Annotated in this window: 26 protein-coding genes; 4 read left to right on the top strand and 22 right to left on the bottom strand. The window is 43.8% G+C overall.

Translation table 11 applies throughout. The annotated features are described in order from the left end of the window. The first annotated feature begins 479 nt into the window (after nucleotides 1–479). On the top strand, nucleotides 480–1,034 hold the full coding sequence (locus tag E2L07_RS07930; protein ID WP_134229299.1) for a hypothetical protein: 555 nt from the start codon (nucleotides 480–482) through the stop codon (nucleotides 1,032–1,034). Between the two features lie 38 nt (nucleotides 1,035–1,072). Here E2L07_RS07930 and sigK read toward each other — a convergent pair whose 3' ends face one another. Next, a complete protein-coding gene (sigK, locus tag E2L07_RS07925; protein WP_010897453.1) occupies nucleotides 1,073–1,780 on the bottom strand; it encodes an RNA polymerase sporulation sigma factor SigK in 708 nt (235 codons plus the stop codon). 254 nt (nucleotides 1,781–2,034) lie between these two features. Here sigK and E2L07_RS07920 point away from each other — a divergent pair, with 254 nt between their 5' ends. Further along, nucleotides 2,035–3,459, top strand: a complete 1,425-nt coding sequence (locus tag E2L07_RS07920) for an alanine/glycine:cation symporter family protein (RefSeq protein ID WP_134229298.1) — start codon at nucleotides 2,035–2,037, stop codon at nucleotides 3,457–3,459. A 90-nt stretch (nucleotides 3,460–3,549) separates the two neighbouring features. On the opposite strand, the gene E2L07_RS07915 is transcribed toward E2L07_RS07920, so the two are convergent. From E2L07_RS07915 to E2L07_RS07895, 5 genes are all read right to left on the bottom strand, one after another. Beyond that, nucleotides 3,550–3,765, bottom strand: a complete 216-nt coding sequence (locus tag E2L07_RS07915; protein WP_010897451.1) for a hypothetical protein — start codon at nucleotides 3,763–3,765, stop codon at nucleotides 3,550–3,552. A gap of 240 nt (nucleotides 3,766–4,005) precedes the next feature. Then, nucleotides 4,006–4,674: a DUF4397 domain-containing protein gene (locus E2L07_RS07910; RefSeq protein WP_010897450.1), complete on the bottom strand. Its 669-nt coding sequence runs from the start codon at nucleotides 4,672–4,674 to the stop codon at nucleotides 4,006–4,008. Between the two features lie 387 nt (nucleotides 4,675–5,061). Continuing rightward, nucleotides 5,062–5,862, bottom strand: coding sequence for an ExeA family protein (locus E2L07_RS07905; protein WP_134229027.1), 801 nt, complete (start codon nucleotides 5,860–5,862; stop codon nucleotides 5,062–5,064). Next, nucleotides 5,855–7,207 carry a DDE-type integrase/transposase/recombinase gene (locus tag E2L07_RS07900; protein ID WP_134229026.1) on the bottom strand — a complete coding sequence of 451 codons (1,353 nt, stop codon included), beginning with the start codon at nucleotides 7,205–7,207 and terminating at the stop codon, nucleotides 5,855–5,857. The genes E2L07_RS07905 and E2L07_RS07900 overlap by 8 nt, the downstream gene beginning before the upstream one ends. A gap of 36 nt (nucleotides 7,208–7,243) precedes the next feature. Next, entirely contained in the window at nucleotides 7,244–7,852 is a 609-nt protein-coding gene (locus E2L07_RS07895; RefSeq protein WP_276399879.1) for a DUF6431 domain-containing protein, read from the bottom strand. Between the two features lie 433 nt (nucleotides 7,853–8,285). Between E2L07_RS07895 and E2L07_RS07890 the strand changes: the two genes are divergently transcribed. Next, entirely contained in the window at nucleotides 8,286–8,909 is a 624-nt protein-coding gene (locus tag E2L07_RS07890) for an NUDIX hydrolase (protein ID WP_010897449.1), read from the top strand. Nucleotides 8,910–8,944: 35 nt separating this feature from the next. Here E2L07_RS07890 and E2L07_RS07885 read toward each other — a convergent pair whose 3' ends face one another. Together E2L07_RS07885 and mtnN are read right to left on the bottom strand one after the other, a co-directional pair. Continuing rightward, nucleotides 8,945–9,190 (bottom strand): YrhC family protein, encoded by a 246-nt coding sequence (locus tag E2L07_RS07885; protein ID WP_053431564.1) that lies wholly within the window; start codon nucleotides 9,188–9,190, stop codon nucleotides 8,945–8,947. A gap of 80 nt (nucleotides 9,191–9,270) precedes the next feature. Beyond that, complete coding sequence (gene mtnN, locus E2L07_RS07880; protein WP_010897447.1) at nucleotides 9,271–9,966, bottom strand: 5'-methylthioadenosine/S-adenosylhomocysteine nucleosidase; 696 nt, start codon at nucleotides 9,964–9,966, stop codon at nucleotides 9,271–9,273. 134 nt (nucleotides 9,967–10,100) lie between these two features. Between mtnN and E2L07_RS07875 the strand changes: the two genes are divergently transcribed. Then, nucleotides 10,101–10,310, top strand: a complete 210-nt coding sequence (locus tag E2L07_RS07875) for a YrzA family protein (RefSeq protein ID WP_053431566.1) — start codon at nucleotides 10,101–10,103, stop codon at nucleotides 10,308–10,310. 31 nt (nucleotides 10,311–10,341) lie between these two features. Here E2L07_RS07875 and E2L07_RS07870 read toward each other — a convergent pair whose 3' ends face one another. The 14 genes from E2L07_RS07870 to E2L07_RS07805 form a co-directional block, all read right to left on the bottom strand. After that, complete coding sequence (locus E2L07_RS07870) at nucleotides 10,342–10,893, bottom strand: YrrS family protein (RefSeq protein WP_134229297.1); 552 nt, start codon at nucleotides 10,891–10,893, stop codon at nucleotides 10,342–10,344. 187 nt (nucleotides 10,894–11,080) lie between these two features. Beyond that, the gene (greA, locus tag E2L07_RS07865; protein WP_010897444.1) at nucleotides 11,081–11,557 is read right to left on the bottom strand and encodes a transcription elongation factor GreA; all 477 of its coding nucleotides are present in this window, start codon (nucleotides 11,555–11,557) and stop codon (nucleotides 11,081–11,083) included. 164 nt (nucleotides 11,558–11,721) lie between these two features. Continuing rightward, nucleotides 11,722–12,357, bottom strand: a complete 636-nt coding sequence (gene udk / locus E2L07_RS07860; RefSeq protein ID WP_134229296.1) for a uridine kinase — start codon at nucleotides 12,355–12,357, stop codon at nucleotides 11,722–11,724. Further along, nucleotides 12,357–13,619, bottom strand: a complete 1,263-nt coding sequence (locus E2L07_RS07855) for a peptidase U32 family protein (RefSeq protein WP_010897442.1) — start codon at nucleotides 13,617–13,619, stop codon at nucleotides 12,357–12,359. The genes udk and E2L07_RS07855 overlap by 1 nt, the downstream gene beginning before the upstream one ends. Nucleotides 13,620–13,634: 15 nt before the next feature. Next, nucleotides 13,635–14,564, bottom strand: a complete 930-nt coding sequence (locus E2L07_RS07850) for a peptidase U32 family protein (RefSeq protein WP_010897441.1) — start codon at nucleotides 14,562–14,564, stop codon at nucleotides 13,635–13,637. Beyond that, nucleotides 14,551–15,294 carry an O-methyltransferase gene (locus tag E2L07_RS07845; protein ID WP_276399885.1) on the bottom strand — a complete coding sequence of 248 codons (744 nt, stop codon included), beginning with the start codon at nucleotides 15,292–15,294 and terminating at the stop codon, nucleotides 14,551–14,553. The genes E2L07_RS07850 and E2L07_RS07845 overlap by 14 nt, the downstream gene beginning before the upstream one ends. 101 nt (nucleotides 15,295–15,395) lie before the next feature. Next, nucleotides 15,396–16,544 (bottom strand): endolytic transglycosylase MltG, encoded by a 1,149-nt coding sequence (gene mltG / locus E2L07_RS07840; protein WP_134229295.1) that lies wholly within the window; start codon nucleotides 16,542–16,544, stop codon nucleotides 15,396–15,398. Between the two features lie 174 nt (nucleotides 16,545–16,718). Continuing rightward, the gene (locus E2L07_RS07835; RefSeq protein WP_010897438.1) at nucleotides 16,719–17,000 is read right to left on the bottom strand and encodes a DUF1292 domain-containing protein; all 282 of its coding nucleotides are present in this window, start codon (nucleotides 16,998–17,000) and stop codon (nucleotides 16,719–16,721) included. Nucleotides 17,001–17,013: 13 nt separating this feature from the next. After that, nucleotides 17,014–17,436, bottom strand: a complete 423-nt coding sequence (ruvX, locus tag E2L07_RS07830) for a Holliday junction resolvase RuvX (protein ID WP_134229294.1) — start codon at nucleotides 17,434–17,436, stop codon at nucleotides 17,014–17,016. Further along, a complete protein-coding gene (locus E2L07_RS07825; RefSeq protein ID WP_010897436.1) occupies nucleotides 17,433–17,705 on the bottom strand; it encodes an IreB family regulatory phosphoprotein in 273 nt (90 codons plus the stop codon). Before E2L07_RS07825 ends, ruvX begins: the two co-directional genes overlap by 4 nt. An 80-nt stretch (nucleotides 17,706–17,785) precedes the next feature. Next, nucleotides 17,786–20,425 (bottom strand): alanine--tRNA ligase, encoded by a 2,640-nt coding sequence (gene alaS, locus E2L07_RS07820; protein WP_134229293.1) that lies wholly within the window; start codon nucleotides 20,423–20,425, stop codon nucleotides 17,786–17,788. A gap of 330 nt (nucleotides 20,426–20,755) precedes the next feature. Beyond that, the gene (locus tag E2L07_RS07815) at nucleotides 20,756–21,832 is read right to left on the bottom strand and encodes an AI-2E family transporter (RefSeq protein WP_010897434.1); all 1,077 of its coding nucleotides are present in this window, start codon (nucleotides 21,830–21,832) and stop codon (nucleotides 20,756–20,758) included. A gap of 223 nt (nucleotides 21,833–22,055) precedes the next feature. Further along, nucleotides 22,056–22,232, bottom strand: coding sequence for a DUF3918 domain-containing protein (locus tag E2L07_RS07810; protein ID WP_134229292.1), 177 nt, complete (start codon nucleotides 22,230–22,232; stop codon nucleotides 22,056–22,058). Nucleotides 22,233–22,279: 47 nt separating this feature from the next. Beyond that, nucleotides 22,280–22,468 (bottom strand): hypothetical protein, encoded by a 189-nt coding sequence (locus E2L07_RS07805; RefSeq protein ID WP_010897433.1) that lies wholly within the window; start codon nucleotides 22,466–22,468, stop codon nucleotides 22,280–22,282. Nucleotides 22,469–22,478 lie beyond the last annotated feature (10 nt).

Raw genomic sequence — 22,478 nt, 5'->3', positions numbered from 1 at the left:
AGCTTTCATAGGCTTCTCCCCATTTGCAAAAAAATGTACTTATACCCATAAACATCATTGCCTTCCATATAAACCTTTATTTTTATGGGTTTTCTGCATGATACTTACCCACCACCCAAAACTCATATCCAATATATATCGATAAAAACCGTCGAAAAATTAACATATAATAACAAAATCCTTAGAATTCCATGTGACTGTTTCAATTAAGGGCGTATACACTACTCATGGAATCGAAAAGAAAGGAGACAATAACAAATGCATAGATGGAAAAAAGTTTGCGCGACAATTAAAGATCGCGAGCCGTTTGAGCCGATAAAGCCAAAACCAGTTCCTCCAAAACGTAGAAAGAAAAGAAAGCCTGTCGATCACTGCACAAGTTGTGGATGCCACGATTCGGTTTGTGATTGTCATTTTAAAGCCCCAGTACGTAAAGAGGCACCATTGACGAGTGACTGCATCGTAGTCGATTCACTTGTTTGTTCAAAAACAGTACAAAAGTTGCAGAAATAACATTCCCTCTTGATTTAATTGCCCCAGCAGGTATTACGATTGCTGATATAATCTCTATCAATGTTGTACCAGATCTAAATGGAATTACTCAAAACGCTAGAATTATCCAAGATAAAGTTGTTAATATCGGGTTGATTCCAGCAACCATCACAATAACAGTATTAGGGATTCAGTTACCTCTTACACTTACCACGAGCTTACCATTTCAAGAGCATACTGATTGTCCTGGAGCCTGTCCAGAGGATAGGTTGCATGAAACACCTCTTGAAGTGGAAGGAATATTTACCCAACCAGGTGTACCAGTACTTGGGGTTGCAGGCTTAGAGTTAGTCGAGGGTATTTTAGTCAAAGTTATCCTACGTACTACAATCACTGTAACTCGACCAATCGTTGTGGATAAAGAAGGTCATAAATGTGACTTAGTTCAGCATCGTTGTCAGCCATTGACTACTCCACCAACCGTTACCTTTCCTGCACCACCAAATGGAAATGGGAATGGCGTCGGTGGCCCCACCCCTTAATTTACAGTAAAAGAACCGCTTTTCATCGAGCGGTTCTTTTATCCTTTCCCATGGTTATGTTTATAAAACTCATGAAATAGCTTCATAAGCGCCCGTTTTTCAATTCGGGATACATAACTTCTCGATATTCCGAGTTCTTTGGCAATCTCCCGCTGGGTCCGTTCCTCTTCTAAGTCAAGTCCGAACCTGCCTACGATCACTTCCTTTTCCCGGTCATCGAGAACATGAATGTATTCGTAAATTTGTTTCTTTTCCATTTTTAGCTGAATGGAATCAGCAATGTCCTCCGAATCTTCCTGAAGAACATCAATAAGTGTAATTTCGTTTCCCTCTTTATCCGTTCCGATCGGGTCATGGAGCGAGACATCTTTTTTTACTTTTTTCAGAGCTCTTAAATGCATCAAGATTTCGTTCTCTATACAACGGGCCGCATAAGTGGCTAATTTCGTGCCTTTCCCCTCAGAGAAGCTTTCAATCGCTTTTATTAAACCAATCGTACCGATGGATATTAAATCTTCCGTATGCTCCCTTGTGTTTTCGAACTTTTTTACAATATGGGCGACCAGTCGTAAGTTATGTTCAATTAGACGGTTGCGCGCCTCCTCATCCCCTTCTGCCATTCGCTTTAAATAATGTCGCTCCTCTTCTTTGCTTAACGGTTGCGGAAAGGCATTGTTTTTCACGTACGAAACGAACACTAATACTTCTTTAAAAAAGTACGTAAGTGCCGCGATAATGCTCGACACGACATCACCCCCATGATCAGTTCGTTACCTTTTACCTTTATAGGTATGTCGACTTGGGCTTGGTCGTGTCTGTACACGTCAAAATCACACGGAGGAGATTCTCATTGTTAGAAATTGGATAGAAATTGTTAGACTTCCTAACGAATTATGTAATATTCTAAAAAAGTATGTTAAATAATCTGACATGCTTTGTATCTATTTTTAACTTTTCTAGATATAATCTGTCGTATAACAATGAATAGGGGGTTATCTCAATGCTTCAACAACTCATTGACGGGGTCAATGGTTTTCTGTGGACGTATGTCGTCATCGGCGGATTACTCGGCCTCGGCGTATATTTTACGTTCCGCACAAACTTTGTTCAATTTCGATACTTAAAGGAAATGATTCGCGTCCTATTTGATCCACCAAAGGACGGACAGAAAGTCAAGAGCATCAGCTCCTTTAAATCGTTTTGTATTGGAGCTGCGACTCGAATTGGAACCGGTAACTTAGCCGGTGTTGCTGTCGCAATTACGATCGGTGGACCAGGTGCTGTTTTTTGGATGTGGTTAGTCGCTTTACTCGGTGGTGCCACTAGCTTTATTGAAAGTACACTCGCTCAAGTCTACAAAATAAAGGATAAAGAGAAATCTGTTTTTCGCGGTGGTCCTGCCTACTACATTGAAAAAGGACTTGGCATGCGTTGGCTCGGGATCATGTTTGCTGTTTTAATTGCGATTACGTTTGGACTTATTTTTAATTCTGTACAGAGCAACACGATTGCAGAAGCTTTTAATAACGCTTTCGGGATCCCTACTTGGTTAATGGGGGTTATTATTACGGTGTTAACTGGTGCGATTATTTTCGGTGGCGTTCACCGGATTGCCAATGTTTCTAGCGTCATTGTTCCAGTGATGGCTCTGTTATATATTACAATCGCCGCTATTGTGGTCATCATGAACATCTCTCAAGTTCCTGCTGCCATTTCTTTAATTATTCAAAGCGCTTTTGGATTAGAGCAGGCGATCGGTGGAGGAATTGGGGCTGCCATCATGCAAGGGGTGCGCCGTGGCCTATTTTCCAATGAAGCAGGGATGGGTAGTGCACCAAACGCTGCTGCTGTAGCTGACGTTACACATCCAGCGAAGCAAGGATTTATTCAAACTCTCGGAGTATTTGTTGACACGTTGATTGTTTGTACGGCAACTGCCTTTATTATCATTATGGCTGAAGGGTTTGGCACATCTACTGAAGCTGCCGGAATTACACTCTTGCAAGATTCTTTAAGTTCTCATATTGGTCCATGGGCGTCCATTTTTGTCGCGATCGCGATCTTCCTATTTGCCTTTAGCTCCATTATCGGAAGCTATTACTATGGGGAAACGAATATTGAATTTATTAAAAAGAGTCAAACTGGGGTTTTATTTTATCGTCTTGCTACGATGGGTCTTGTCATGTTTGGCGCCAATGCAAGCCTCGGCCTTGTGTGGGATTTAGCCGACGTCTTCATGGCTTTGATGACCGTTATTAACCTCGTAGGTATCGCCCTTTTAGGACGGGTGGCCTTCAAGGTATTAAAAGACTATGAGACTCAGCGTAAACAAGGACTCGATCCGACATTCTCTCCATCCAAATTAGGCATTGAAAACACGGAATGCTGGGATGAAGACACGTCTGAAGAACGTCAAGTTGGATAAAAGTATGCAAAAAAGCGGATCAGTAGAGTCCGCTTTTTTGCATGTTACGTACATTCCGTCCCCTCTTTTATCAAGACCCCCATCAGTAGGTCACCTGCTCGATAAATGTTTAACCAGAAACGTGATGAGCTTGTAATAGCCGTACATAAAGCCTGAAATGATCAGGATAAAGAGAACGCTAATGCCTAGCCGTTCCCACATAGCTACATCGATACTTATCATGATCTGAAATATTCCAATCAGAATGATACCACCAGCAAAAACAATCGCACTTTTTGCCCCATATTTATTCCACGTTTCAAACATACGTCTTAATCAACCTCTCTTTCTTCCCCTTCATATGATAACAAATGATCGGTTATGGAGTAAGGAAAACAATCTATTTTAAAAAAAAGCGAGCAACCTGTCATTTTTCCTTTGGCAGGTTCTATGGTTTTACTATTTCCACCATTTTAAGCTGTACTAACACATGAGATGAATCCTTCCTAACTCGCATAACTAAGCAGCAAGCCGAGTCGACTTGCTGCTTGGTAAGGACGTACGTTCTTATTTAGTGTCTGTAAGTAAAACCACTTCAAACTCAGGTTCACCCCGTTGAAGTCCGACAACAATAGCCGTGTATGCTGTTCCTTCTTTCACCTGCAGTCTGTTCCCCTCTGTTGCCACATCATCCGTTTCAATCATTCGAATGTCGAGGTCATATGCACCCGCGGGTAGATCGATATAACGGGACGCATTCTCAAAAGAAAGGGATGGCATGTCAACATTGGCTGCTGAGAGGTGTAGTTGAACAGCTGGTGTATCTGGAGATAGGTGAACCGCTCGAAGCTTAGCCGCTCCTCCTCGATTCACCTCTTGTTCATCTTCTAAAACAACTAAGTGGATCGCATCTACTTCATCTACGACAGCTGCTGTGTAATTTTTCCCAGCCTCGACTAATAAAGTTTCTTCAATCACAGGGGTTTCTGCCGGATCATCCCCTGCTGCAAAAATAGTGATCATATGATCCCCAGCAGGGACGTTGAAATAGCTGCTCGTTTGCTTAAATGGCACGCCCTCCATCTGTTTTTTTCCATCAATATACACATCTACTGGTGGAGCATCAGGCGAAGCATGTAACACTCTGACATGAGCCTGCTGCTGGGCTTGGACAAAGGCAGGGTTTGAAAACATAGCCGCCATAAGTACTAGGACAACGAATCCTCTCTTGATCATTTTGATTCAACTCCTTTTTTGTAACGAACCTCATGATTACTATGTTGTTACTGACGCCATATAAAGTCATGCGGAAGACGGGAAACTTTGTCCCGATATTGCTCCCTATTTTGTCCAAATGAAAGGGAAGCTTGGTTGTGCATCGCTTCCCTATTAATTACATATAAACTTGGTATTCTTCGTTCTTTCTCAAATTAAGTCGTATGCCCTCATCACCGATGGTCACATACCACTGTCTATCGAATTCGAGCTGACAAGGAAGGAAGACTCCTTCATCAAAACGCATATAAAATCGGGTTCCCTCATACAGGAAGCGGCCATATTCCCCTTTTACCAAAAGCCAACACTTCATAAGCTTAGAATAGGCGATAAACCGACATTCCCACATCAAGATAGTTCTCCTTCTATCACCTGTTTCACCATATGATCATCGATAATCCTGCGCTTATTCTGTGCCCCGTATAAAAGACTATGGGTACACACTTTGTTAATCAGCCGGGCGGAACCACTAGAAAAATTATAAATACAATCTACTGCCCCATCCGAAAAAATCTCCTGCTTCGCACCGGAATAGGACAGATGGCGCTTCATGTATTCCTTTGTCTCTGAACGGTCGTAATGAACCAGCTTGCACTGTAAGTCAATTCGCTGGCGGATCGCCGAATAAGACTGGAGCTTCAGGCGGTCCCAAAGTTCGTTTTGGCCGACCAGTATAAGGGCCATCGGGCTTTGAGCATCCATTTTAAAATTCAATAAGAACCGAACCTCTTCAAGCATTTCACGGTCCAGTAAATGGGCTTCATCCACTACTACAATCGGCTGAATACCATGGATTCCACGCATCAGTTCAATCTCTTTGTGGAGCTGCCTCTTCGCATCTCCTCGATAAAACTTAGATTCGCAGCCGAGCTGTTCAAGAACGCCTCTGTAAAAGTTCCTGGGCGTCAGCTTCGAATCGGAAATATATAAAAGCGAGAACTTGGAAGGATCCAGCCCATCCATAAACCGACGAATCGTGGTTGTTTTTCCTGTGCCGCAATCCCCTGTAACGACTCCAAATAGCTGGCGTTCCGCAGCGTATTCCAATCTGCCCAGTGTCTCTTCCAGCAGGTAGGAATTATATAGCTCTTCCGTTGGAATAGCCCGGGAAAAGGGTGTATGAGTTAATTCATAAAAAGCTTCAAACATAGCCGTTTTCCTCCTTCCTTACTCTCCGGTAGGAGACGGCAGGGGCTTGAATCTGTTTCCGTTCTTCCAGTTTTTGTTCAGCTCCCTGTAGTAATCGGGAGTGGTCTGTTTCCTGGATCAGAAGGTGATCCGGCAGAACTGGTCTTTTGCCTGCGCGCTCTCCGATCTCCAGTTCTCTTGCTTTCCACGGAGAATGCCCTTCATATTCAATGGTTACTTCTGAAATGTCCGCCAGGTCATAAACCACTTGTACCTTCCTGCCAATAAACAAGAGACCCACTTCGTATTTCTTGCCCATAAAGCTGATACAGCCTGCTTTATCTACTTTTCTTTCTTCGCAATGCAAAAAGGCATTGGCCAGTACATCCACCTCAGGGAAACGAAGCGTTTTGGAATCGGACCGGAACGCAGCTTCAGGACTGGCTGCGTCCAAAGCAGAGTGGGGTTTATTCTGATAACATTCACTCAGCCAGGCCTGGAAGAGATGGTTAAACTGATCCAATGTTTTCGGTTTTTCCAACATTGCTTCATCCATAAAGGCCTGAACGTTCCTATTAAACTTTTCCACCTTCCCTTTCGAATCAGGTGAGTACGGCTTTGCGTATAATAAACGGATACCCAGTTTAGAACAGGTTCGCCCCATCCACTTCGTCCGGTACTGTTTTCCGTTATCAAAGTAGACGGCCTCAGGCAGTCCCGCCTTTTGTATCGCTTTACGGAAGCAGTCTTCGACAATGGACTGATCCAGTGTGGGATACCACTCACCATGAAGAACATATCTTGTGGCGTCATCAATAAACAAGACTAGGTATACCTGCTTATTGGTCCCGTTGGGACCAATCGGTAGAAAGGGGCCATACTTGATATCAGACTGCCAAAGGCTGTTCCGGTACCTTCTTTGAAATCTTCTTGCGGCAACTCCACTGCTTGTATACATCCGCATTTGCCGGGAACTGTAGCCCCGTTCAGCCAGTTTTTCCTGGAGCGTACTCCTTTTTAATTCTCCCGGCTCTGCCTTTCCTTCCCACTCAAGAATCTGAATGATCTGGCTGACACTCCGCCCCGGAACCTCCCTCCTCAAAAGGATAGCCTCCTCCAGTAAAGCAGGAGGGATCCCTGTCCTGGCAGGTTTTCTTCCTTTTTCCTTCGGCTTTAAGCCTTCGAACCCTTCGTTACGGTACTGGGAAAGATACCGGCGGATGGTCCTTTCCGAAACACCTGCTCTTTCACAGATATCAGCCTTGATTTTCCTTGCTTTGCCAGCATCCAACCCCTCCGCCAAAAGAGGGGAGATTAACTGCATACGTTCCGCGGCTGTTTCTTCCGCTTTCCGTTGACTTTTCATCTTCTCATGCCTCCCATTCATTGGTATAGCATGAGTTTACTCCAGAGCAGTCCGGCCAGAAATGCGGAACGGGTCTGTGACCCAAAGATTTAAATTTGTCATGGAACGGACAGCTCTCTTCAGCCATCCCTCCTCCATACCTACATATTGTCCCAGGGAGTGAAGTACGGTTTGTGGAGATTCGGACAATTCCTCCACAGGCAGATCAAAACGTATCGCGATAGACCGGAGGCAGCCGATGGCATACGCCACCCACACCTGAAACCAGTTCTTCCATCGAAAGATGGTTGCTTCATCCACCGCTGCCTCTGTACGTGGTGGTGTAGAAACGGTACCTTCTATACTCTCCGCATCATACCTTTTATAAGGCACAAGAATATCAGGGAGTTCATGATGAATCTTATCGCATGCCTCACAATATAGCCTTCGAATCACAAGCCTGGAGCGCTCGCCACTGCTTTTATACCATGCACGTTTCCGGCTTCCTGCCACTGAAAGTGTTCCTCCACAACAAGGGCAGGGGATTCGTTCCGTACTTCTAACAAAAAACGCCAGATTGCTTCTCAACCAAGGAATAATTTGATATAATGACCATAATCTTTTTTGGGGTGGACGTCTCCTGTGAAACTGTTGGCGTAGTTTCACATTTATGGGGGACGTCTTTTCCTTTCTCCAGATTTTATACTTCTGGTCATTATATCGGTCAACCTTCGGCCAGGCATTAGCATCAACTTTCGGAATATTTAGATCAGCTTAAACACTATGTCTCTCAGATGAAGGCAATATGTATTTCCGAGCTACACATTTACAAAATTAGGATGGTTTAATCGATATAATGAAAGAGCAATTGACGCCTTAAAGTAAAAAAATGACTATCCGCGGATTGCGGATAGTCCATGGGGGAGAGTAGAGAGAACAATTGGAGCTAGGTCAGTGACCGTTCCTGATTCTAGAATACCCAACCTCTCTTGATGTTTCAGCATTTTCGTTAGATAATATCACAGTTTTTCTTAAATACGGTATGTTATACTCAAAGGAGGAGAGATTTGCTAGTGGAAAACGTGAGGAGGACTTCGTATTGCATTCTCTACAACAGCTGAAATCCCAATTGTTAAGCTATCATGCTGGTATTCTTGGGGAGGAGTACGTCAAAAAGTCTGCCGTCTTCATTCCCCTTGTTGAAAAAGACGACGGGGTGCATGTTTTATTTGAAGTAAGGGCACACACGTTAAAGCAACAGCCGGGAGAAATTTGCTTCCCTGGAGGACGCATTGATCCTGAGGATGCTTCACCTGAAGAAGCTGCGATCCGCGAAACGAGCGAGGAACTTGGAATTCCTTCGTCAGTCATCGCACCGATTACTTCATTAGATGTGCTAGTCACACCATTCAGAGGGATAATTTATCCAGTCATAGGCTCTATTCCGCACAAGAACGATTATCCATTGAATCAAGCGGAGGTAGACCACGTTTTCACGGTTCCCATTGACCATTTTATCAGTCACCCTCCTGAACAATATCGGATAAATGTTCATTTCGAGCCTGGAGCAGGGTTTCCCATTGAGCGAATTGCCAATCAAAGCGCCTATCAAAAAAGTACACGTCAAATCACCGAATCCTTTTATTACTATCAATCGTATGTCATTTGGGGACTAACTGCGAAAATTCTTCGGCACGTCATTACGATTCTCAAACCATCTTAAGAAAAGCCAACCTCGTTCATTCTGAGGTTGGCATGTTATTGTTGATCTTCTTCTTCAAACAGTTTTTGTTGACATTGAACGACTTTTCGATTAAAGAGCCAAGCGAATGTTAACGCTCCCCCTATACCTGCAATCAGCCATTCTGCCGCCACTTGAGGTGCATAGCTTGGTGGGAGGACTAGCCCGATAAACAAAAAGATACTCAACGAAAGTAGAACAAAACTGAACTGTCGATAGTCTTCTACTTGTTTCTCCAATTCAACAATCTTTTTTTCTTCCATCCGTTTTCCCCTCCAGACGAGACTAGTATAACATCATCTATGCCTTAAAAGGGGAAGCAATTGTCAGCAATGGAGTGAGATTATCCCAATCGCCCGACTATTGCTAGAACAAGGTTAGCAGAGTTCACTGAAGCCGTTTCTAGGAATTCATCGTAAGAAACTTTCGCTTCTGCTCCTGCAATATCCGAGAGCGATCGAATGATTACAAACGGCACGCCAAAGCGATGACACACTTGAGCGATAGCACCAGCCTCCATCTCTGAGCATAGCGGGTAGTTAAACCGTCTTTTTAATTGCTCCACAAGGGCCGCATCACTCATGAACGAATCGCCTGAGAGAATAAGCCCTTTCTTTGATGGAATACCGACGGTTTTTGCTGCTTCTATCGCGATATCAATTAACATGTCATCCGGTTGATAAAAAGCGGGCATTTGTGGAACTTGTCCAAACTCGTAACCAAATACAGTTGCATCCACGTCATTGTAACGAACCTCGGTTGAGATCGCTAAGTCACCAACATGGAGTGAAGAATCTAATCCACCTGCAGACCCTGTGTTAATAATAGCCGTCGGTTGAAATAGCTGAATAAGCAATGTAGTCCCTATCGCTGCATTGACCTTTCCAATCCCCGATTTAAGGAGAACGATCTCCTTTCCTTCAATCGTTCCTGTATAAAATTCACATTCGGCGATCGTTCGCTCTGAACAATTGCTTAGTTTGCTTTTTAAAAGCTCTACTTCTTCGTCCATCGCACCAATGATCCCTATTTTTGTCATCCTCTACACCTCTTTTCTAAACATCCATTGATAAGTATACACACCCTCTACGAGAAACGCACGAGTTTCTTTCTCGTGTATCGGTTTTCTGCTATAGTAAGAAACGTTAGAATCGTTCAAGGAGGATGAATGTCATGGAACTAAAACTAGAGATGATTCAAGATAAAGTCGAATGCTTCGAAGCGAGAGATTTTAAAGCATTGGAAAAAGCAATGAACGAGCAAATTGAACATAACCAAGCGCTGCTACTTGAAGTAGCAAATGTCCACCATTATGTCCATTTGGACCCAAAGACCTCACAGCCTGTTTATACAGCTACCGTTCACTTTAGAGCGAAAAAATAACCGATCTCCATCTTAAGAGATCGGTTATTCCCTAAGGTTCAATTAGTTCAATCGGCATCCAGCCTTCTCCTTCAATAAATTCAATCGTCACTTGGTATTGAGTAGCTCGATCACCTTTAAGGCTGACAATTCCTCTAGCGGTTGTCGCTGTGCCACCATTTTCGAGTCGTTCCAAGATATACTCGTCCCCGCTTAACCCTGTCGCATACTCAATAGCCCGCACCATTTCGTTCCAGTTTACGCTACCTCTTGTGAAGTCATGTGAAAACTCTCCTGTTTGTTGAGTACCAATTGGCTCCCATTCTCCATCCTCCACTCCAGCTTCGACCGTCTCTTCTTCTTGCTCCTCCACCTCTTGACCGTCTGGATCGTTTGAATCTCCGTCAGTTGCAGAATCAGAATTCGCTCCATTCTGTTCTTGTTCGTTCGTCTCTTCTACATCTGCTGTTGTTTCGTCTGCCCCTGGGTTGATGAAAAGCTGGGCAGTGTAGTAGATAATTAGCAATGCCACAATACCAATGGCTACATTTAAAAACGTGTTTACTCTGCGTTTTTTGCGTGCTTCTAATCGAGATCGTGGCATTTCCTCACTCCCCCATATCCGTCAGTCAAGCTTCTCTTTTATTATAACAACCTTTAAGTCGGGAAGCGAATCCGTCTTTTTGATCAACTTTTAACAAACTGAAAGAAAACTCGCTTATACATGAGACTTATTCTTTCCTTTATCCCACGAAAAAGAGACGTCACTTGTGCAACGCCTCCTCTTCACGTTATCGAATTTCTAAGATTTTTACTTCCATTTCCCCGCCTGGAGTATTGACGATTACAACGTCATCAATCGTATGACCAAGGAGACTTTGTGCCATCGGTGAGTCATTGGAGATTTTTCCCTCAAACGGGTCTGATTCTGCACTTCCAACGATCGTATACTCTTCTTCCTCACCGTCAGGGATTTCTACAAACTTAACGGTTTTCCCTAAGGATACAACGTTTGCATCCCCTTCACTTTCTTCAATAATCTCAGCATTGCGAATCATTTTCTCAATTTGTGAAATACGCCCTTCAACAAAAGCTTGCTCTTCTTTCGCGGAGTCGTACTCTGAGTTTTCGGAAAGGTCGCCAAAGCTACGAGCGATTTTTATACGTTCAACGACTTCTTTACGTCGTTCCGTTTTTAAATATTCCAATTCTTCCTCTAGCTTTTTCTTCCCTTCAAGTGTCATGTAATGCTTTTTTTCTTCTGCCATGTCCTTTCACTCCTCAATTCCTTACAAAATAAACAGATTCACATTCATAAATCTTCTTAAGTTACTTCTACAATCATTGCTGAAATCCTTTATTTACCCCTTATACAAGGAGCTTATGTAGAAAAGAAGCAAGGGGTGATTCACCCTCGCTTCCCTCTATGCTATTATAAAACGGCTTTTTCTTCAATAATTGCGCGAATTTTTGTCACCATTAAATCAATGGCTACCCGATTTTGTCCCCCTTCAGGGATGATTACATCTGCATAACGCTTTGTCGGTTCGATAAATTGCATATGCATTGGCCGGACCACCTTTGTATACTGTTCGATGACCGATTCCAACGTTCGCCCACGCTCACGAATATCGCGCACCATTCGGCGAATGATGCGGATATCTGCATCTGTATCAACAAACAGTTTAATGTCCATTAGCTCGCGTAACCGTTCATCTTCAAGTAGTAAGATCCCCTCAAGAATGATCACGTCTTTCGGTTCCACTAGGATCACTTCATTTGAACGTGTATGCAGCTTGTAGTCATATACTGGCTTTTCAATCGATTGACCATTTAATAAGCTATGCAGATGTTCAATTAACAAATCATTGTCAAATGCAAGAGGATGGTCATAGTTCGTCTGCAAGCGTTCTTCAAAACTTAACTGTGATTGATCTTTATAATATGCATCTTGCTCAATTAATACGATCGATTTTTCATTAAATTGATAAAATATTTCCTTCGCTACGGTTGTTTTTCCAGAGCCAGTCCCTCCGGCTACGCCGATGATGATTGGTCTTTTCCCCATTATCGTACCTCTTTACGCATCATGTTTTGCGGATACACTTTTTGATCCACTTTAAATTTTACAATTTGTAACGGATGACGAGCGGCATCCAGTTCATTTCCATCTTCATCCCAAATTTTCTCCACTGTTTGGGTGAACCGATTGATCTCAGGTCCAAAGAATTCCACTTCATCTCCCTGTTTGAAATGGTTTCTCTGCTGCAGGGTGACGATCCCTGTTTTTTCGTTGTAGTCTAAGACAAGGCCAACGAAATCATACTTTGTCCGTTTTGGATGAATTCCATACATCTGTTCTTTGTAGGTTGGTGTTCCTTCAAAGAATTGCGGTGCGAAATCACGGTTCGCACATTTTTCAAGCTCTTCTAACCACTCACGTTTAATTTTAAAGTTATCTGGATCGCTGCAGTACGCATCAATCACTTTACGATACACGCTCGTGACAGTGGCGACATAATGAATGGATTTCATGCGCCCCTCCACTTTTAAGCTGTCAATTCCTGCTTCAATAAGCTGTGGGATCGCTTGAATTAAGTTTAAATCTTTCGGACTCATCGTGTATGGTACATCGCCCTCAGCAAATAACGGTATTTCCGCTGAATCTTGTTGCTCGTATAGATCATAATCCCACCGACAGGATTGACAGCATCCTCCACGGTTCGAGTCACGGGCTGTCATATGGTTACTTAATACACAGCGTCCCGAATAGGATATACACATGGCGCCATGGACGAATGTTTCGATTTCGATGTCCACATGTTTTTTCATTTCGAGCATTTCTTCAAGTCCCACTTCACGGGCAAGCACGACACGGTGTAAACCTTCTTCTTTCCAAAACTTCACCGCTAGCCAATTGCTCAAGGACTGCTGTGTACTTAAATGAACTTCTACCTTTGGTGCGACTCGTTTACATGTTTCGATAATGAGCGGGTCTGCTACGATAATACCTGTCACACCGACCTCCTGCAAGGCCGAGAGATATTCCTCCAAACCATCCATGTTTTCGTTATGAGCGTAAATGTTCGTCGTCACATATACTTTAGCCCCATATTTATTAGCAAATTCCACGCCTTCACGCATCTCTTCGATCGAAAAGTTGTCCGCATTGGAGCGAAGACCAAACTCTTGGCCCCCGATATAGACAGCATCCGCTCCATAATGGATCGCAACTTTTAACTTTTCCAAACTCCCAGCAGGAGCTAGAAGCTCTGGCTTCTTCGTAATGACCCGCTTCCCCTCTGCTGTTTTTGTCGCGATTGCTTGCATGTTTTCTTCCCTCCTTTAATAAACGGTTTCTTTAAAGAAGAAACCTGTATCAATCGATCGGTTCACCGGTTGGATCGCTTCGATTTCCTCTATAAAATCTTCCTTCTTCTCTTCATATGCCTCCCGATCGTCTGCACATAAATCGATCGCCTGTCGATAAAGAGAGGTTACTTTCTCCATATATTCCGTCGTTTTCAAAATCCCGTCAATCTTAAAGCTGTCAATCCCAGCATCGATCATATCCTCTAGCTCGTCAATAATACAGATGTCGTTCGGACTCATAATATGGGTGCCATTTTCGTCTTCAAAAATAGGATATTTCGCTTCTCGTTCAGGGTCGTACAAAAACATGTTACGTTTTTTATCGCGATTTTCCACTTCTAAGTTTTTCCCTTGGAACTCCATGTAGTTGCCGACAAGCTTCCGTTTCGATTGGAACATCGCTGTCATACCATGCACTTGCACTTCAATTTCCACTTCTGCATGCTCTTTAATCTCTACAATGGCATCCATGCTTATTTCACGGGCAAGCACGGCCCGTTTGGCCCCCTTACGTCCCCAATAATTAGCCGTATACCAATTCGTAGCAGTCGTTTCCGTGTTCCAGTGGAGCTTCATATTAGGGGCAACTTCTCGCACGGTCATGAGGACTGCAGGATCACCGAAGACAATCCCATCTATCCCTGTATCCCGTAAGAAACGAACATACTCAGCAAGCATGTCCACTTTCTCATTATGAAAAATAGCATTCATCGCGACATACACTTTTGCCCCTAACTCTTGAGCAATGACGGTTGCCTTTTGCACATCCTGCTTCGTAAATTCTCCCGCAAGGCGCAGGCCGTACCGTTGCTCTCCAATGAGAATGGCATCTGCTCCCGCCTTCACGAGCGGCTCAACTGCAGCCACATCAGTAGGTGTGACGAGTAGCTCAGGCTTTTTCATCGTCCGTATCCCCTTTCGTTTCTCTCTTTATGCTAATCGCTATCCCATCACCAACAGGGAAAATCCTCGTGTCGTATTGAGGATGTTCTAACAGCCATTGGTTATAGGTATCAATTTTTGTTGCTAATTGCTTGTGACGCTTATGTTCAATGTCTGTCTCAGCGACAAGACCGCGAAACAACACATTATCTGATAAAATAAGGCCCCCAGGACGAACCATAGGACTGTACATGTCAAAAAAGCGGCGGTACTGACCTTTTGCAGCATCAATAAATAATACATCAAAAAGGGGATATAATTCAAGTTTTTCACCTAACTGCAACGCATCGCCAAACAACAATTCGATTCTTGACTCGAGTCCTAAAGCCTTCACATGCTTATGCGCTTCTTCATACCGCCGTTCATCTCGTTCAATGGATACGATCGTTGCTTCTGGCAAAGCTTGCGCCATGCGGATCGCAGAATAACCGATCGCTGTACCAATTTCAAGAATCCGTGCCGGTGCGGCCATTTTTAATAGATGTAAAAGGGACTCCATCCCAAGTAAATCCATGATCGGCACTTGCTGCTCGTGGGCCTCTCGCTCCATTTGCTCAATATACTGATCCCGTGCAGGTATTTGTTTTTCTAAATAGTGCTTCAGACGTTCTTCTATCATTATGTTCCACTCCCTTGTACTTGCCAACACCCCAAGTGACAGGATGGCTGTATTGGATGTTTTCATCTTCATGTCGTGTGTCCTTTTAGACGATCCCTGCAAAGAAAACTCGCCAGTTGGCGAGTTTTCAAGTCAAGTATTTCCCTCATGTTCCAAGTCTCATGCCTGCACCATTACGATTCCTCTTGCTCTTCCTGTGCTTCAACCCATTCATGGCGGTATTTTTGATGAGTTTCATTATGAGCCTCATAGGTTTCATTGTAAATGACCTCGCCATTATAACGAGCATAGAAGAATAAATAATTTGTGTCCTCTGGATCTAGAGCTGCTACGATCGAGTCTTCCCCAGGATTCCCAATTGGTCCAACAGGAATACCTTTATATCGATATGTGTTGTAAGGGGAATCGACCTCAAGATCTGCATGTGAAGTCATGTAGCGATGTTCACCTAAAGCATACGCTACCGTTGGGTCTACTTGTAACATCATGTCTTCCTCAAGTCGATTATATAGGACGCCTGAAATAAGGTATCGATCCTCTGATTTTTGCGCTTCACGCTCAATGATCGAGGCCAAAGTTAAAATCTCATGCACCGAATATTCACTATCCTCTAGCATGTCGGAATGTTTCATGAGTACATTTTCCATTCGTGAAATCATCCCTTCAATAATCGTCTCTATCTCAGGCTTTTCCTCTATAAAATCGTATCGTGCTGGGAAAAGATACCCTTCCAGCGGATGACGAACCCTTTCATCGAGAATGTCATCTGTTAAAATCGTATATTGATCAATCAGTTGGTTTAAATAGTCACGATCATTGATCGTTTCCATAATATCATCCACTTCATGATCTGTATGCTCCGCAATCAGCTTAACGACTTGTTCTAACCATAATCCTTCTGGAATTGTAAAAACGAGCGCAGGATCTTCAAGCATACGTCCATCCTTCAATTCATAGATTATTTCATCCATCGTCATCGACGGCGACAGAACATATTCCCCTGCTTGAAATCCAGATTCATTTTTATACCTTACATAATAGCGGAAAAATGTCGAATTTCGAATGAGTCCTGAATCTTCAAGAATTGACCCAATTTGAGTGGTTGTTGATCCGATAGGAATCGTAACTTCAATTTCTTCATTATTTTCTTGATCCATAGGACTTAACGCATTTTTCACATATAGGTACCCACTACCTATCACAATTAATAATATAAGCACCAATCCTAGAACAGAAAATAACACGATCTTTCGAGCCATTTTCGCTTGAGCGAGCCGCTCTTCGAAAACAGAATTTCGAGCCTTTTCGTTGGAATCAGACATGGTTCTCCTCCTTCCACCGATCCATTATACTATACTTCCCTCCTTTTTTGACAAGCTTTTCCGAGGAATGTCCAAATTTAAGAAAAACTTCATGATTAAATATTGCTCTAGGTTTTCGAGAATGAACAGTACAAATGGAAAAAGCAGACCATGAAGGCCTGCTTTCGATCAATATTACTCTTCGCTAAACGTGTTGAGCATTTCTTCCACCATGTCCCATTCTTCATCCGTTTCGATTGGAAACAAGGCGATGTCGTTCTCTTCTCCTTCACGATCCTCAAAACGGAAGGCAAAGACTTCTGCTTCTTCCTCTTCTCCCTCCTCTTCACCAACTGGTGTAAGAAGGATATAGGATTTTCCTGTTTCGTCTACTGTAAATTTGAATAGTTCATCAAATAGATGTTCATCCCCATTTTCATCAGGGATAACAATCCGTTCTTTTTCTTCTTGAGCCATACGGCACCTCTTTTCATTTTAATTGTTGTCGGTCTAAGTATCCTTGAAGAATCATTACGGCTGCCATTTTATCAATGACGCTTTTACGCTTTTTCCGGCTCACATCAGCGGAAATGAGCATCCTTTCAGCTGCCGTGGTCGTAAGTCGCTCATCCCACATAACAATCTCACATGGTACATAGCGTCTAAGCTCAGCGGCAAACGTCTCGTTTCGTTCACCGCTTGGACCAATGGAGCCATCCATGTTTTTCGGCAATCCGATGACAATCGTTGTTACTTCGTACTCCTTTACCAAAGAAGCAATATGTTCAAAATCTGCCTGTTCATTTGCGTCAGATCGTCTCCATGTTTCCAAGCCTTGAGCCGTCCACCCGAGGGCATCGCTAACAGCAATTCCGATTGTCTTCGTCCCAACATCCAGTCCTAACGTTCTCATTCTAAGCTCTTGCGGTGCTGTGATAAATAGGATTTGACAAGCTCTTCAATTAATTCATCACGCTCAAGCTTGCGAATGAGCGTCCGCGCGTCTTTATGGCGCGGGATGTAAGCTGGATCTCCCGAAAGCAGGTAGCCGACAATCTGATTAATTGGATTGTACCCCTTTTCTTCAAGAGCCTCATAGACTGACATTAAAACCTCTTGGACGTCGACACTGACCGGTTCTTCGTTCACATTAAACTTCATCGTGTTGTCCATAGAGCTCATCACAAACACCTCTTTCTGACCAACCGACTGCGTTAGGTCGTACTTCCTCGTTTCCTTTATTGTACAATAAATTGATTCATTTAGGAAATTGATTTCACATATTCATAAACAAAGCTGAGGGCATCTTGTAACTTTTCTGGTTGCTTCCCTCCTGCTTGCGCCATATCTGGCCTTCCACCACCGCCGCCACCGCAGCGAGTCGCCACTTCTTTTACGAGCTTCCCTGCATGATAGCCTTTGTTGATCAAGTCCTTTGTGACCCCTGCCACAATATTTACTTTCCCTTCACTTGCTGTTCCCAGAACGATCACCACAGACGGTATCTCTTGCTTTAATTTGTCAACGATCGACCGCAAGCCATCCATGTCCGCACCTCTAATCGCTTTTGCTAATACAGGGACCCCTTCGATTTCCTGGACTTCGTTTACAAGGCTTCCAGCTTCCATGTTACCCAATTTTGCGTTGAGTGATTCATTTTCCCGTTGTAATTCTCGAATTTGTTGTTGCAATGCTTCTACACGGACAGGGACATCTTTTACGTTTTTCGCTTTCACGGTTGCGGCTGTTTCTTTTAATAAATCAAGCTGTTTTGCCATAAACAAAAAGGCTTCTTTTCCTGTCACCGCCTCGATCCGACGAACACCTGCCCCGATCCCTGATTCAGAGACGATTTTAAATAAACCGATCTCTGACGTGTTTGTAACGTGGCAGCCTCCGCAAAGCTCTATGCTATAGTCACCCACTTCAACCACGCGTACAATGTCACCGTATTTTTCGCCGAACAAGGCCATCGCGCCAATCGCTTTCGCTTCGTCAAGGGTCTTTGTCGAAATGTTCACTTTGATGGCTTGCCAAATTTTCTCGTTTACGATCCGCTCGATTTTCTCTTTTTCTTCGTCTGTTACTTGTCCAAAGTGGGAGAAGTCAAAACGGAGCCGTTCCTCTGATACGAGGGAACCTGCTTGGTTTACGTGCTCACCAAGAACATCCTTTAACGCTCGGTGGAGCAAGTGCGTGGCGGTATGGTTTTTCACAATCCCGCTACGTTCCGTTTCTTCTACGATAGCTTGCACTTGATCGTTTACTTGTAAAGTCCCTTCCTTTACGATAACTGTATGCAAGTGTTGCCCATTTGGTGCTTTTTGTACATCACTTACAACTGCAAAGCCATTCGCTCCACGAATGATCCCCTTGTCTGCTACTTGTCCACCGCTTTCTGCATAGAAAGGCGTTTCCTTCAAGATCACTTTCGCCTCTTGACCGGCTCCAACGTAGTCTGCCACTGTTTTATCAAGAACGATCGTTTCAATCGTCGTCTCGGTTGACAGCTGCTTATAACCAATAAACGTACTATCTACCGTAATTTGGCCAAGCACCTCGTCCTGAACTTGCATGGAGCCCGCTTGCTGTCTTGCGGTACGGGCCCGCTCCCGCTGACGTTCCATCTCCGCTTCAAATCCATCAAGATCCACTTGTAGACCTTGCTCTTCTACATACTCTTCCGTTAAGTCAACCGGGAAGCCGTACGTATCGTATAAACGGAATACGTCAGATCCTGAAATCGTCGACGCCCCTTCGCTTTTGGCCTTATCAATCACCTTTTCAAGGATAGACAGCCCTTCATTTAACGTTTCATGGAATCGCTCTTCTTCTGTTTTTACCACTTTTTGAATAAAAGCCGCTTTCTCTTTCACTTCTGGATAGAAATCAACCATGATGTCACCAACAACTGGGACGAGCTCGTACATGAACGGACGATCAATCCCGATCTGCTTCGCATAACGAACCGCACGGCGTAGCAATCGGCGCAATACATACCCACGCCCTTCGTTGGAAGGGAGCGCACCGTCCCCAATGGCAAAAGTTACGGTACGAATATGGTCGGCAATGACCTTAAACGAGACGTCCGCTTCGTGATGGCTTCCGTATTCCGTTCCAGAAATTTTTTCAGTCGCACGGATGATCGGCATGAACAAATCGGTTTCAAAGTTCGTTGGCACATTCTGAATCACCGATACCATTCGTTCAAGCCCCATTCCTGTATCGATGTTCTTTTTCGGTAATGGGGTGTAGCTTCCATCCGGATTATGGTTGAACTGTGAAAAGACAAGATTCCACACTTCGAGGTAACGATCATTCTCTCCACCTGGATACAATTCAGGATCGTTCGGCTGATCACCATATTCCGGTCCACGATCGTAAAATATTTCAGTATTAGGACCGCTTGGGCCTTCACCAATATCCCAGAAGTTCCCTTCCAATCGAATGATCCGCTCTTCTGGAATGCCGATTTTTTCTTTCCAATACGAGTAAGCCTCGTCATCTTCCGGATGGACGGTTACCGATAATTTCTCCTTATCGAAACCGATCCACTTTTCGCTCGTGAGAAATTCCCATGCCCACTCGATCGCTTCTTCTTTAAAGTAATCTCCGATCGAAAAGTTTCCGAGCATTTCAAAGAACGTATGGTGTCTCGCTGTTTTTCCTACGTTTTCAATGTCGTTCGTCCGAATCGATTTTTGCGCATTTGTAATGCGTGGGTTTTCAGGAATCACTCGCCCGTCAAAATATTTTTTTAATGTGGCCACCCCACTATTGATCCAGAGCAAAGATGGGTCGTCGTGGGGTACAAGAGAAGCACTCGGTTCTACATCATGTCCTTTTTCTTTAAAAAAGTCGAGAAACATTTGTCGAACTTGTGCTGACGTAAGATATTTCATTTCAGGTACACTCCTTTATCTCCTATATGTGGGCTTTGGTTCCATAAGAAAAAGCCCTCTCCCTTATGAAGGGACGAGAGCTGAAGTCACGCGGTACCACCCTAATTATGGACATAGGTCCATCACTTTAAGCCTTAACGCAGCAAACGGCAGGGTTTTCCTGCACTTCGGAGTAGCCTTCCGTTACCCTTCATCCAGTTGTTCTTTCAGCCAAGGAACAACCTCTCTGATTACGCACTAGCTATGTAGGCGTTTTTGGATGGTCTGCAACGTACTCGTTCCATCAACGTATTACCTGTTTTCCATTTTGCACCTATATTATAAAAAACGTTACACCTCCCTGTCAACTTTACTAACGTGAAGACGCAAATGAATAAACGTTACCTTTAAAACTGCGAGAATCGGAACCGCTAAAATTAAGCCGATTACCCCGCCGACTTCAACGCCTACAAGCAACGCTAAGATAATCGTGATCGGATGGAGGTGAAGGGAATGACCAACAATGAGCGGGGATAACACGTTCCCTTCTAATTGCTGGAGGAGAAACAGGGCAATCGCTGTTGCTAAAAGGACAGGCCATGACTCAAAATACGCGAATACGAGGGCGGGGACAGCCCCGATAAATGCACCAAAATAAGGAATAATATTTGTCGCACCAATAAAGCCACCGAGAAGGATCGGATAAGGAACCCCGATCAGCCAAAGCGCCATCATTGAAACAACGGCAACAGACAGTGCCACGAGCAATTGCCCGCGAATATACCGACCGAATGAGCGATCCACGTCGCGGACATACCGTTTTAAACTAGGACGCCATTTTCGAGGAGTCACATACCATGCCGCTCGTTCAATCAGATCGAAATCCTTTAGAAAATATAGAACAAGAAAAGGGACTGTAATCAATAACACCATCGATTGAATCAAAACGACGATCACCCGCTCCATTTGTCCTAAAAGGTTACCTGCTTTTTTCCCAAGGTGGTTAAGCCAATTTTCCGCCTGATTGTGGAAAGGATGTGGGAGTTGCTGAATTTGCCATTCCATTTTTGACACCGTTCCCTCCACATCTTTCATGACCGTAGGAAAGGATGTCGTCAGCTCCTCTATTTGCTGAAGTACGTATGGGGCGCCAACGACAGCAAAACAAACAAGCAAGGCAATCATTGCACCGAACACGAGTAATACGGCTAAGCCTCTACCCATTCCGCGGCGATGCATGGCTTCAATTAGCGGGTGAAATAAATAGGTAATGATTGCAGCGAGACCAAGGGGGATTAAGAGCCGTTTCAGTACGTATACAAACGGTACCCAGAGATCGGCTAGTTGCACGACAACGTAAATGATGAGAAGAACCAGGAGAACGATTATTAATTTGTAAATGATTCGAATGTGTTGATCTCGTTCCATGCCACACCTCTCGCGTAAACCCCGTCATCGATTTATTTGTTAGTGTGCATCGAATCATTTAAATTTACGCAAATTCCCTTGGTCAGATCTCATTTTTGCAAAACGTATCTTTTTAACGTTAAATAGTTTTTCGGCTGCTTTCTTACACTCCTGATAAAAGGTTCAGTCCTTTTAAAGCAAAAAAAGACTGAACCGAAAATACGGCTCAGTCCTTAACACAACACTAAGACCAAGTTCTTGAAATCTGGCGACGAATCGATCTCCAACCACTTCCCATGTTCATTTGGGTAATAGGTTGGATATATCGCTGAATTCGTCTTTTAGTTCTACGGTCGCTCATCGAATACGCAGCTGCTCCTACTCCAAGAGCAACAAGTGATGTCCAAGCTGCTGTACGCATTAGCACGTCACCTCCACGTCTTCATTTGGCGACTTTCCAATCATCTGCTACGACCCGATTTGCAAATCGTGATCCTCAAACAGATCATCCAACGAGCTCAACGTCCCATCTTCTTCCACCTGATGAAGGGATAGCTTTCCCTTCGTTAACGTCATTTCAACAAAACAATTCCAGCAATAATATTGGTGCGTACCGATCTTTCCAATATCTTTCGACTGACAGTTGGGGCATTGCATGGACTGGACC

Origin of the sequence: Halalkalibacterium halodurans (genome assembly GCF_004376175.1) — a bacterium.
Lineage (GTDB): Bacteria > Bacillota > Bacilli > Bacillales > Bacillaceae_D > Halalkalibacterium > Halalkalibacterium halodurans.
This window is presented reverse-complemented; position numbering and strand designations above follow the sequence as displayed.